The following is an 11,798-nucleotide window of genomic DNA, read 5'->3' as shown; positions in this document are numbered from 1 at the left end:
GCGACGAAGCCGGGTCGTGGCGCCTGCGCGAATCTTGCCTGCGGGATGTAACGCCGGCATGTGTTGGACATGTCGAAATGTTGCTGGCCCGCGTTCTTCAGCGGCACACCAGCCAGTTCCCGACCACGGATTCAGGCCTTCGGTTTGGCCTTGCGCTCGTGTTTCCAATACACCTCGGTGCTGGCTTCGCTGCCGGCGCGGTTGAGGGTGCGCGCCAGCACGAAGAACAGGTCCGACAGCCGGTTGAGATACTGCAGCGGGAAGGCGAGCGCCATGCCCTCGCCCTGCCCCGGCGCGGCATCCGGCAGCAGGGCGACCACGGCGCGCTCGGCGCGCCGCGCCACGGTGCGGCAGACATGCGCCAGGCTGGCCGCCCGCGTGCCGCCGGGAAGAATGAATTCCTTGAGCGGCGGCAGCACGGCGTTGTACTGCTTCAGCGCGGCGTCCAGGCGCTGCACCTGCGCCTCCTGCAGCAGGCTCATGCCCGGCACGGCGAGTTCGCCGCCGAGGTCGAACAGATCGTGCTGCACCTGCAGCAGCACCTCGCGCAAGGGCTCCGGCATCGCCTCGGTGAGCAGCAGGCCGATGTGGGAGTTGAGTTCGTCCACCTCGCCCAGGGCGTGGATGCGGGCGTCGGCCTTGGAGCGGCGCGAGCCGTCCCCCAGGCCGGTGGTGCCGGCATCGCCGGTGCGGGTGGCGATGGCAGTGAGTCGGTGTCCCATGATGATGGCTCCCAGTTGGCAAGGCTGCGACAGGCGCGGCAAGCGCGTATTCTTGCCCAAGCCGCGCACACGACGCGCCGAGGAGACCGCCATGAACGCCCCCACGATTGCCCAAGCCCTGTCCCGCCCGACCCCGCCCGCCTGTCTGGAAGCACTTGCCACGCGCTTCGGCGCCGCCTTCAGCACCGCGCTGGCGGTACGCCAGCAGCACGGGCGCGACGAGTCGCCCTTCGACGCGCCGCCACCCGCCGGCGTGGTGTTCTGCTCCAGCACGCAAGACGTGGCCGACGCCGTCAAGCTCTGCGCCGCGCACGATGTCCCAGTCATCGCCTACGGCGCGGGGTCGTCGCTGGAAGGCCAGTTGCTGGCCATACACGGCGGCATCAGCCTGGACCTCACGCGCATGAACCGCGTGCTGCGCGTTGCCGCCGAAGATCTCACCGCCACGGTGCAGGCCGGCGTCACCCGCCTGCAGCTCAACGACGAGCTGCGCCACACCGGCCTGTTCTTCTCCATCGACCCCGGAGCCGACGCCACGCTCGGCGGCATGACCGCCACCCGCGCCAGCGGCACCAACGCCGTGCGCTACGGCACCATGCGCGAGAACGTGCTGGCGCTCACCGTGGTGCTGGCCGACGGCCGCGTCATCCGCACCGGCACGCACGCGCGCAAGAGCAGCGCCGGCTACGACCTCACGCGCCTGTTCGTCGGCAGCGAGGGGACGCTGGGCATCGTCACCGAGATCACCGTGAGGCTCTATCCGCAGCCGGAGGCGGTGGCCGCCGCGGTGTGCTCCTTCCCCGACGTGGCCAGCAGCGTGGACTGCACCATCCAGATCATCCAGGCCGGCATCCCGATCGCGCGCTGCGAACTGATGGACGCGAACGCCGTGCGCGCGGTCAACGCCCACGACCACCTCGACCTGCCCGTGCAACCGCTGCTGCTGATGGAGTTCCACGGCTCGCCGGCCAGCGTGCGCGAGCAGGCCGAGAGCGTGCAGACCATTGCTGCCGAGCATGGCGGATCGCGCTTTTCCTGGGCCGACACGCCCGAGGAGCGCACCCGGCTGTGGAAGGCGCGCCATCACGCCTATCTGTCGGCGCTGCAGACCAAGCCGGGCTGCCGCAGCGTCACAACCGACACCTGCGTGCCCATCTCGCGCCTGGCCGAGAGCATCAACGACACCGTGGCCGAGGCCGACGCCGCCGGCCTGCCCTACTTCATCGTCGGCCATGTCGGCGACGGCAACTTCCACGTCGGCTACCTGATCGACCCCGCGAAACCCGAGGAGCGCGAACTGGCCGAAAGCCTGAACGACAAGCTCGTGCGCCGCGCCCTCGCCCTGGGCGGCACCTGCACCGGCGAGCACGGCATCGGCCTGCACAAGCAGGGCTTCCTGCGCGAGGAAGCCGGCGACGACGCGCTGGACGTCATGCGCGCCATCAAACAGGCCCTGGACCCGCGCGGCATCCTCAACCCGGGCAAGATCTTCGCGCCGTCGGAATAAGCGCGTGGACGACCAGGGCCATGCGCCCGGTTAAATGACCCCGTCCTTGCCGAGCATGGCGATCTGCTCGGCGTCCAGCCCCAGTTCGTGCAACACCTCCCGGTTATGCGCGCCCAGTTCCGGCCCCAGCCAGCGCGTGCCGCCGGGGGTGGCCGAAAAGCGGGGTACGACGGCAGGCAGCTTGATCGGCGTGCCGTCGGCCAGGGCATGCTGCTCGAGCATGCCGCGGGCCTGGAACTGGGCGTCGGCGACGATGTCGGCGATGCTGTAGATGCGGCCGGCCGGAACCTCGGCCTGGCGCATGATCTGCAGCACCGTGTCGGCGCTGCGCTGCGCCACCCAGTCCTGGATGGCGGCGTCGATGGCGTCGGCCTGCCGCATGCGGCCGGGATTGTCGGCGAGCTGCGGATTCTCGGCCATGTCGTCGCGGCCGATGGCGCGCATGAGGCGCTTGAAGATGGCGTCGCCGTTGCCGGAGACGAGCACGAACTCGCCATCCGCGCTGCGGTAGGTGTTGGACGGGACGATGCCCGGCAGGCGCGTGCCGGTGCGCTCGCGCACGATGCCGTAGCGGTCGTATTCCATCAGCGTGCTCTCCAGCAGGTTGAACACGGCTTCGGTCAGGGCCACGTCCACCACCTGGCCTTCGCCGCCCTGCTTGCCGTCCCAGCGGCCGCCGGTGGCGTCGCGGTGGCGCAGCGCCATGAGCGCGCCCATGGTGGCGTGCAGCGCGGCCAGTGAGTCGCCGATGGACAGATTGGCGCGCATCGGCGGGCGATCGGGATCGCCGATGAGGTAGCGCATGCCGCCCATGGCCTCGGCAATCGCGCCGAACCCGGGCTGGCCGCGCAGCGGGCCGGTCTGGCCGAAGCCCGAGATGCGCACCATCACCAGGCTGGGGTTGACGGCGCGCAGATCGTCCCAGCCCAGCCCCAGCTTTTCCAGCACGCCGGGGCGCATGTTCTCCACCACCACGTCGGCCTGGGCGGCCAGGCGCAACACGATGTCCCTCCCCTTCGGATGCTTGAGGTTGACCGTGATGCAGCGCTTGTTGCGCGCCTGCGCGGCCCACCACAGCGAGGTGCCGCCCGGCTCGGGATGGAGCTTGCGCCAGGTGCGCAGCGGGTCGCCGCCGGGGTCGCCATCGCGCGCGGGCGGCTCGACCTTGACCACGTCGGCGCCGAACTCGGCCAGCAGGCGCGCGGCGAAGGGCCCGGCAATGAGACTGCCGAGTTCCAGCACGCGCAGCCCCTTGAGCGGACCCTGCGCCGCTGGCGTGGATGTTGCGGCATCAACCATAGAAGGGCGAGAACAGCAGGGCAATGTTGACCAGCAGGGCCAGGGCCCAGGCCGAGGAGCGCAGGGTTGCGCGGTCGTTCAGGTAGCACCACAGGTAGAAGCCGCGCAGCGCGAGCCAGACCATCATCAGCGCGTTGATCAGAGCCGGATCGGCCCGCGCGTAGAGCGCGAACAGCGTGGCGGCGAAGAACAGCGGCAGAGCCTCGAAGGCATTGGCCTGCGCGGCGTTGGCGCGACGGCGGCGCGGGTCGGTCTGGCGTTCGAGCCAGGCGCGCGGCTCGTGGTTGTCGTAGCGGTTGTCGGCCGAGCCGCGCGAACCCGATTTGGCGATGCCGGCAGCCACGATGGGCAATTGCGAGGCGATGAGCAGCAAGGCGGCGGTCAGCAGCATGATGGGAATGGAAGATGGGGATGGCGCCGATTATGCGCGAGGCTCGCGCCACAAACACCGAGGGCCGGCAAAGCCGGCCCTCGGTGTTTTCATGCGGTTTCAAGCGAAGGCGATCAGCCCGCGTAGTCCGCCGCGACGGTGGCATCCCGGTCGTCGGCCATGCCGATAACCCGAATCAGGAGCGTGGCCGCCACGGCAACGGCGAAGTTGATGATCAGCGCGTACAGGCCGATATACGACAGGATGGTCATGCCGCCGAGATGCAGCGCATAGCCCGACTTCTGGAACCCGGACAGCGAAGCCGCCCAGACGCCCCACGCCAGCCCGACCGCCCATCCCAGCAGCAAGGCCTTGGCGTCGAACCAGCGGGTGTAGATGCCGGACACGATGGCCGGGAAAGTCTGCAGGATCAGGATGCCGCCCAGCAGTTGCAACTGGATGGCGTAAGTCAACGGCAGGAAGATGATGAACAGCAGGGCGCCGAACTTCACCAGCAGCGAGACCAGCTTGGCCACGCTGGTTTCCTGCGCCGTGGAGCACTTCGGGTTGATGTAGGCCTTGTAGATGTTGCGGGTGAACAGGTTGGCCGCCGCGATCGACATGATGGCCGCGGGGACCAGCGCGCCAATCGCCACCGCCGCGAAGCCCACGCCGACGAACCAGCTCGGGAAGTAGTGCAGCAGCAGGCCGGGCATGGCGAACTGCGGGCCGTAGGCCTTGAAGTACGGTGCCAGATCAGGCAGCTTGGCGATGCCCGAGGCGTAGGCCATATAACCCAGCAGCGCGATCAGGCCCAGCATGAAGGAATAGGCCGGCAGGAACACCCAGTTGCGGCGCAGGGTATTGGGTCCCTTGGCCGCCAGCACCGCCGTCGTGGCGTGCGGGTAGAGCATCAGCGCCAGCGCCGAGCCGAACGCCAGCGTGCCGTAGAACGACTGCATGCCGGTGTTGCCGTCCTTGATGGGCGGCAGCAGCAGGTGTCCCTTCGGAATGGCGGCGAAGATGTTGGCGAAACCGCCCATCTTGAGCGGCACGACGATGATGAGCGCGATCACCGTGATGTAGACCAGCAGGTCCTTCACCACGGCGATCGACGCTGGCGCGCGCAGGCCGCTGGTGTAGGTGAAAGCCGCCAAGATGATGAAGGCGATGATCAGCGGCAGATCACCCATCAGGCCATGCGTCGTGGGGAAGCCCAGGCCGCCGATGACCACCTGGAGACCGACCAACTGCAGCGCGATGTACGGCATCGTGGCGACGATGCCGGTGACGGCGATGGCCAGCGCCAGCGCGGGGCTGTTGTAGCGCCCGGCGACGAAGTCCGATGCGGTGATGTAGTTGTGCTTGCGCGCCACGACCCACAGCCGCGGCAGGATGGCGAACACCAGCGGATACACGACCACGGTGTAAGGCAGCGCGAAGAAACCCAGGGCGCCGGCGCCGAACACCAGCGCGGGCACCGCGACGAAGGTGTAGGCGGTGTACAGGTCCCCGCCAATCAGGAACCAGGTGATCCAGGTGCCGAAGCGGCGGCCGCCGAGGCCCCACTCGTGCAGATGGGTCATGTCGCCCTTTCTCCAATGGGCCGACACGAAGCCCAGCACGGTGATGAACGCGAACAGGGCGACGAAAACAACGGTGGCAACGATATTCATGGCTTTCAGTCTCCGCTGCCAGGGGGAACGACCATCTTGTAGACGATGGCGATGAATACACCGGAAAGCGGCACCCAGACGAGCTGCCACCAGTAGAAGAAGGGGATGCCGAACAGGCTGGGTTCCAGCGTGTTGTAGTAGGGCACGACAAGCACCGCAATGCAGGGGATCGCGAGCAGAACGACCTGCAGCAACCCGAGCTTGCGTGGGTTGAGGTTGGGTTTCACGTTGAAGTCTCCGCAAGGTTGGCGCCCAGGCGATTGCGCTGGGTGCTGTGCCACAACCCCGGTCGGGCCGGGCGTGGTTTGTCTTTGTCGAAGGTTAGCGATGCGGCCGACAAAAACGTTGTGAGCAGATGCGACTTCGGTAACCAATCGTCACCGATCGAGGGTTTACCCTGGAATCCGTGTTGCGCGGCGTTCACGCCTGCATCTGGCTCCATGCCTTCTCGACGCGCTTGACCGACACCGGCGCCGGGGTGCGCAATTCCTGCGCGAACAAGGCCACGCGCAGTTCCTCCAGCATCCAACGCAGTTCGACGAGCCTGGGGTCCGCGACAGCGCCGCTCTGCTGCGCCTGTTGCAGTTCGCGCCGCAGGCGTGCCAGCAGGGGCGCCATTTCGGCCTGGCGCTGCGCATCGCGGGCCGGGTCGGCGCGGAACTTGTCCAGCCGCAGTTGCACCGCCTTCAGATAGCGCGGCAGGTGGCCCCGCTTGTCGGCGGGCGTGTCCAGCATGAAGCGCTTGGTCACCAGGGCCTGCAATTGGGCGGTGATGTCGGCGGCCAGCGCCGTCTGCGCCTTGAAACCCGCCAGCTTCTTGTGGGCCGCACTCCATTCGGCGACGATGGCGGCCGCGAGCCGCCCCATCTCCTGCGCCAGCAGCTGCAGGCGCGGCCTGCCGGCGTCGCGGCGCGCGATGAAGGCCTGCGCGTCGGTCGGCAGCGGCTCCGCGAGAAAGGCTAGATCGAGCGCGGCGTCCAGGATTTGCCGGCGCAAGTCCTCGGCCGAACCCAGCGGCATGTACTGCATGGCGGCCTGCTGAAACCCCGGAAGATTCTTCTCCGCCTGTTTCAGCGGCTCGCGCAGCTGCAGCGCGAACAGCCGGCGCAGGCCCTCGCGGTGCATGCGCGCGGCCTGCTCGGGGGTGTCGAACACGTCGAGCACGACATGGCTGCCGCGATCGATCAGCGCCGGGAAGCCGACCAGGGTTTGGTCTGCGCGGCGGATTTCGAGCAGTTCGGGCAAGGCGCCGAAGGTCCAGTCGGTATAGCGCGGCTCGGCAGGCGCGGCGCCGTCCCCAGACAGCGCGGCGCCTGCCTGCTCCACCGCTGGTGCGGGCTCACCCCGGCGCACCGCCGCAGCCGGCATGTCGGCCAGGGCTGTCTGCAAGACGCCCGAGCCGGCCTGCGCGCGCACCGCGCTCTGGAACGCGGCGCGCGCCGCGTCGGCCAGCTCGGCCCGCAGCCGCGCGAGATTGCGCCCCATTGCGAGCTGGCGGCCCTGGTCGTCGACCACGCGCAGATTGAACAGCACGTGCGTGCCCAGCGTGTCGAGCTTGAAGTCTTCCGGGCGCGGAATCAGGCCGGTGCGTTCGCGCACGCGGGCGCGCAGCGCGTCGAGCAGGTCGCCCTGGGCGTAGTGCTCGGGCTGGGTGAGGTCGGCCGCGAACTGGCGCGCCGTTTCGGGCAGCGGCACGAGCCGGGCGCGCAGCTTTTGCGGCAGGCTCTTGAGCAGTGCCGCCACCTTGTCGCCCAGCATGCCGGGCACCAACCATTGCAGGCGCTGCTCGGGAATCTGGTTCAGCGCGGCCAGCGGCACGGTGGCGGTCACGCCGTCGCGCGCGCCGCCGGGATCGAAGCTGTAAGCCAGCGCAAGCTCCAGGCTGCCGATGTTCAGGCGCGTGGGAAAGGCCTCGGTGGTCACGCCGGCGGCCTCGTGGCGCATCAGCGCCTCGCGCTCCAGGAACAACAGGCGCGGCTGTTCGCGCACGGCGTGGCGATACCAGGCATCGAACGTGGCGCCGCTATGCACCTCGGGCGGCACGAAGCGCTCGTAGAAGGCCTCGATCAGCGCCGCATCCACCAGCACGTCGCGACGGCGGGCGCGGTCCTCCAGCGCCTCGATCTCGGCGATGAGCTTGAGGTTGTGCTTGAGAAAGGGCCAGCGGCAGTCCCACTCGCCCTCGACCAGGGCGTGACGGATGAACAGCTCGCGCGCCTCGGCCGGGTTGACGCGACCGTAGTCCACGCGCCGCTGGTTGTAGACCACCAGGCCGTACAGCGTGGCGCGCTCGAAGGCGCTGACCTGGGCCGGTTTTTTCTCCCAGTGCGGCTCGAGCAGAGTCTTGTGCAGCAAATGCCCGCCGACGCGCTCGATCCACTGCGGCTCGATGCGCGCCACGCCGCGCGCATACAGCCGCGTGGTTTCCACCAGTTCGGCGGCCATGATCCAGCGTCCGGCCTTGCGCCCGATGGGCGACGACGGATGGATGAGGAACTTGATGCCGCGCGCGCCCAGGTAATGCGGCCCGTCGTCGGCCTTGCAGCCGACGTTGCCGAGCAGGCCGGCGAGCAGGCTGAGGTGCAATTGTTCGTCGGTGGCGGGAGCCGCGGCGCTCACCACGGGCCGCGCTGCGGGCTCCTGGCCGCCAGGAGGAGCCGCCACCTTGTGCTGGCGCGCCGGGTGGCCCGACGCCATCCAGCCCTGCTCGGCCACGACGGTGAGCAGTTGGCTGTGCACGTCCTGCCATTCGCGCATGCGCAGCGGCGAGAGGAACTCGGCGCGCAACTGGTCCTGCAGCTTGCGGTTGGATTTCTTGTGCGTGACCAGTTCCTGGTGGTGCGCCCACAGTTTGAGCCAGCCGGCGAGTTCGGAATGGCCGTCGAAAAACCGCCGGTGCGCGGTGTCGGCCGCTTCCTGCCGGTCTGGCGGACGTTCGCGCGGGTCCTGCACGGCCAGCGCGGAAGCGATGACGAGCACCTCGCCCAGGGCGAGTTGCTTGCGTGCTTCGAGAATCATGCGCCCCAGGCGAGGGTCGAGCGGCAGGCGGGCCAGCTCGCGGCCGACTGCGGTGAGCCGGTTCTGATCGTCCACCGCGCCCAGCTCGGCCAGCAGTTGGTAGCCGTCGGCCACCGCGCGGCGCGAGGGCGGGTCGATGAAGGGGAATTGCTCGATCGCGTCCAGCCCCAGCGACTGCATGCGCAGGATGACCGCCGCCAGCGAGGAGCGCAGGATCTCGGGATCGGTAAAGCGCGGCCGCGCCGCGAAGTCGGCCTCGTCGTAGAGCCGGATGCAGATGCCGCCCGCCACCCGCCCGCAGCGTCCGGCGCGCTGGTTGGCCGCCGCCTGGCTGATGGGCTCGACCTGCAACTGCTCGACCTTCTGCCGATAGCTGTAGCGCTTCACCCGCGCCAGGCCGGTGTCGATGACGTAGCGCACGCCCGGGACGGTGAGCGAGGTTTCCGCGACATTGGTCGCCAGCACGACGCGCCGCCCGCCGCCGGACTGGAACACGCGGTCCTGCTCGGCCTGCGACAGCCGCGCGTACAGCGGCAGGATGTCGATGCCGTGCCGCGCATGCTCGAGGTGATGCTTGCGCAGGGCTTCGGCCGCCTCGCGGATTTCGCGCTCGCCGGGCAGGAACACCAGGATGTCGCCGCCGCCTTCGCGCCAGAGTTCGTCCACCGCGTCGCACATGGCGGCGTGCATGTCGCGCTCCTCGCGCTCGGCCTGGACCCGCCCCGGCAGTTCGGCGCGGGCCGTGGCGTCGGCCGCCGGCTTGCGCTGCGACTCCACACCCACCGGCCGCCAGCGCATCTCCACCGGATACAACCGGCCCGAGACTTCGATCACCGGCGCCGGCCTCCTTGCTGTGGCGAAATGCCGGGCGAAGCGCTCGGCGTCGATGGTGGCCGAGGTGATGATGACCTTCAGGTCCGGCCGGCGCGGCAGGATGTTGCGGAGGTAGCCGAGCAGGAAATCGATGTTCAGGCTGCGTTCGTGCGCCTCGTCGATGATCAGCGTGTCGTAGGCCGACAGCAGCGGGTCGCCCTGGGTCTCGGCCAGCAGGATGCCGTCCGTCATCAGCTTGACCGAGGCCCCGGCTTGGAAGCGGTCGGCGAAGCGCACCTTGTAGCCCACGTGCTCGCCCAGCGGCGTGCCCAGCTCCTGCGCGATGCGCCGCGCCACCGTGACCGCGGCCAGGCGCCGGGGCTGGGTATGACCGATCAGGCCCTTGCCGCCGGCGCCGAGCCCGCGCCCCAGGGCGAGGGCGATCTTGGGCAGCTGGGTGGTCTTGCCCGAGCCGGTTTCGCCGCAGACGATGACCACCTGATTCGCCGCCACCGCCTGGGCGATGTCCTCGCGCCGCCCGCTCACCGGCAACTCTGGCGGGAAGTGGACGGCGGGAATCGGATGGATCGGTGGCGGCATGGGTGATTGGCAAAGCGGCAATTCTCGGATAATTCGCCAGATGCTCGACGACCAGTCCCAGTTCGTGCAATGGCTACGCTCCGTTGCGCCCTATATCCATGCCCACCGCGGCAAGACCTTCGTCGTGGCCATCGCCGGCGAACTCATCGCCGCCGGGCGCCTCAACACCCTGGTGCAAGACGTGGCGCTGCTCGCCGCGATGGGCGTGCGCATCGTGCTCATCCACGGTTTTCGCCCGCAGATCGAAGCCCAGTTGCGCGAAAAAGGCGTGGGCTCGCGCTATTCGCACGGCATGCGCGTGACGGACTCGGTCGCGCTGGACGCCGCGCAGGAGGCCGCCGGGCAATTGCGCTTCGAGATCGAAGCCACGTTTTCGCAAGGCCTGCCGAATACCCCCATGGCCGGGGCGGCCGTGCGCGTCGTGTCCGGCAATTTCATCACGGCCAGGCCGGTGGGCGTGATCGACGGTTTGGACTTTCAGCACACGGGCCTGGTGCGCAAAATCGACGCGCAGACCATTCAACGCGCGCTGGAATACGGCGCCGTGGTGCTGATGTCGCCCTTCGGCTTCTCGCCCACGGGCGAGGCCTTCAACCTGAGCATGGAAGACGTCGCCAGCAGCGTGGCCGTTGCCGTCAAGGCGCACAAGCTGGTGCTCGTCACCGAGGTGGAAGGCGTCATCGGGGAGGACCAGCACCTGCTGCCCGAACTGACCGTGGCCCAGGCCGAAGCGCTGCTCGCCCGGCTGCCGGACCCCCAACAGCCCACCGACACCGCGTTTTATCTGCGCCACGCCGTCAAGGCATGCCGCGGCGGCGTCGGACGCGCCCACATCATTCCCTTCGCCCTCGACGGCTCGCTGCTGCTGGAGCTGTTCACCCACGACGGCGTGGGCACCATGATCGCCGACGAGAACCTCGAGCACCTGCGCGTCGCCACCGCCGACGACGTGGGCGGCATCCTGCGGCTCATCGAGCCGCTGGAGACCGAAGGCGTGCTGGTCAAGCGCAGCCGCACCGAAATCGAGCGCGACATCGCCAACTACACGGTCCTGGAGCACGACGGCGTGATTTTCGGCTGCGCGGCGCTCTACCCTTATCCGAATGACAAGACCGGCGAAATGGCCGCGCTCACCGTGGCCCCTTCCGCGCAAGGCCAGGGCGATGGCGAGCGCATCCTCAAACGCATCGAGCAGCAAGCCCGCGCGGCCGGACTGCAAAGCATTTTCGTCCTCACCACGCGCACCATGCACTGGTTCATCAAGCGCGGCTTCGTCCCGGTCGAGCGTGACTGGCTGCCCGAGGCGCGCCGGCTGCGCTACGACGACCAACGGCGCTCGCGCGTGCTGGTCAAGTACCTCAACTGACGCGCGCTGCGCCGGCGTCACGCGCCGAACCCTGAGCAAGATGCAACCTTCCTCTCCAACCACTGATCCACAGGAACCGACATGACCCGTATGGTGAATTGCGTGAAGCTCGGCCGCGAGGCCCAAGGCCTGGACTTTGCGCCCTACCCCGGCGAACTGGGTAAGCGCATCTATGAAAACGTCTCCAAGGAGGCCTGGCAGCAATGGCTCAAGCACCAGACCATGCTGGTGAACGAGAACCGCCTGAACCTCGCCGATGCCCGCGCCCGCCAATACCTGGCACGGCAGATGGAGCGTTTCTTCTTCGGCGAAGGCGCCGACCAACCGGCAGGCTATGTGCCACCGACGGCTGAGTGACTTGCCCCCTAGCTCGGCCAACCCAATACGGCCAGGCGCCGGTTCAATACATCTATACCCTGTATAGTAT

The 11,798-nt window shown here is 68.6% G+C and carries 9 protein-coding genes; 3 read left to right on the top strand and 6 right to left on the bottom strand.

Features of this window, described 5'->3' with window-relative positions; all coding sequences use genetic code 11:
- Positions 1-131: 131 nt before the first annotated feature.
- Positions 132-722 (bottom strand): cob(I)yrinic acid a,c-diamide adenosyltransferase, encoded by a 591-nt coding sequence (locus tag THIARS_RS08875; RefSeq protein WP_094160723.1) that lies wholly within the window; start codon positions 720-722, stop codon positions 132-134.
- Positions 723-813: 91 nt separating this feature from the next.
- Between THIARS_RS08875 and THIARS_RS08870 the strand changes: the two genes are divergently transcribed.
- Positions 814-2,229, top strand: a complete 1,416-nt coding sequence (locus THIARS_RS08870; RefSeq protein ID WP_094160722.1) for an FAD-binding oxidoreductase — start codon at positions 814-816, stop codon at positions 2,227-2,229.
- 30 nt (positions 2,230-2,259) lie between these two features.
- Here THIARS_RS08870 and THIARS_RS08865 read toward each other — a convergent pair whose 3' ends face one another.
- The 5 genes from THIARS_RS08865 to hrpA form a co-directional block, all read right to left on the bottom strand.
- On the bottom strand, positions 2,260-3,528 hold the full coding sequence (locus THIARS_RS08865; RefSeq protein WP_094160382.1) for a CaiB/BaiF CoA transferase family protein: 1,269 nt from the start codon (positions 3,526-3,528) through the stop codon (positions 2,260-2,262).
- Entirely contained in the window at positions 3,521-3,919 is a 399-nt protein-coding gene (locus THIARS_RS08860; protein ID WP_094160380.1) for an MAPEG family protein, read from the bottom strand. Before THIARS_RS08860 ends, THIARS_RS08865 begins: the two co-directional genes overlap by 8 nt.
- A 113-nt stretch (positions 3,920-4,032) precedes the next feature.
- Positions 4,033-5,574, bottom strand: a complete 1,542-nt coding sequence (gene mctP, locus THIARS_RS08855) for a monocarboxylate uptake permease MctP (protein WP_094160378.1) — start codon at positions 5,572-5,574, stop codon at positions 4,033-4,035.
- 5 nt (positions 5,575-5,579) lie between these two features.
- A complete protein-coding gene (locus THIARS_RS08850) occupies positions 5,580-5,801 on the bottom strand; it encodes a DUF3311 domain-containing protein (RefSeq protein ID WP_094160376.1) in 222 nt (73 codons plus the stop codon).
- A 193-nt stretch (positions 5,802-5,994) separates the two neighbouring features.
- Positions 5,995-10,005: an ATP-dependent RNA helicase HrpA gene (gene hrpA, locus THIARS_RS08845; protein WP_094160374.1), complete on the bottom strand. Its 4,011-nt coding sequence runs from the start codon at positions 10,003-10,005 to the stop codon at positions 5,995-5,997.
- Between the two features lie 40 nt (positions 10,006-10,045).
- Between hrpA and argA the strand changes: the two genes are divergently transcribed.
- Positions 10,046-11,371 carry an amino-acid N-acetyltransferase gene (gene argA / locus THIARS_RS08840; protein ID WP_094160372.1) on the top strand — a complete coding sequence of 442 codons (1,326 nt, stop codon included), beginning with the start codon at positions 10,046-10,048 and terminating at the stop codon, positions 11,369-11,371.
- A gap of 81 nt (positions 11,372-11,452) precedes the next feature.
- On the top strand, positions 11,453-11,728 hold the full coding sequence (locus THIARS_RS08835) for an oxidative damage protection protein (protein ID WP_094160370.1): 276 nt from the start codon (positions 11,453-11,455) through the stop codon (positions 11,726-11,728).
- Positions 11,729-11,798: the final 70 nt, after the last annotated feature.

The sequence above is a fragment of the Thiomonas delicata genome (assembly GCF_900088825.1).
Classification (GTDB): Bacteria; Pseudomonadota; Gammaproteobacteria; order Burkholderiales; family Burkholderiaceae_C; genus Thiomonas_A; species Thiomonas_A delicata.
Note: the sequence above shows the minus strand (reverse complement) of the source record. Positions and strands in the feature narration are given on the sequence as shown.

What these genes read in the sequence shown, in the direction of transcription:
- THIARS_RS08875 (WP_094160723.1), bottom strand. Translation starts at nt 722, where the DNA reads ATGGGACACCGACTCACTGCCATCGCCACCCGCACCGGCGATGCCGGC.
- THIARS_RS08870 (WP_094160722.1), top strand. Translation starts at nt 814, where the DNA reads ATGAACGCCCCCACGATTGCCCAAGCCCTGTCCCGCCCGACCCCGCCC.
- THIARS_RS08865 (WP_094160382.1), bottom strand. Translation starts at nt 3,528, where the DNA reads ATGGTTGATGCCGCAACATCCACGCCAGCGGCGCAGGGTCCGCTCAAG.
- THIARS_RS08860 (WP_094160380.1), bottom strand. Translation starts at nt 3,919, where the DNA reads ATGCTGCTGACCGCCGCCTTGCTGCTCATCGCCTCGCAATTGCCCATC.
- mctP (WP_094160378.1), bottom strand. Translation starts at nt 5,574, where the DNA reads ATGAATATCGTTGCCACCGTTGTTTTCGTCGCCCTGTTCGCGTTCATC.
- hrpA (WP_094160374.1), bottom strand. Translation starts at nt 10,005, where the DNA reads ATGCCGCCACCGATCCATCCGATTCCCGCCGTCCACTTCCCGCCAGAG.
- argA (WP_094160372.1), top strand. Translation starts at nt 10,046, where the DNA reads ATGCTCGACGACCAGTCCCAGTTCGTGCAATGGCTACGCTCCGTTGCG.
- THIARS_RS08835 (WP_094160370.1), top strand. Translation starts at nt 11,453, where the DNA reads ATGACCCGTATGGTGAATTGCGTGAAGCTCGGCCGCGAGGCCCAAGGC.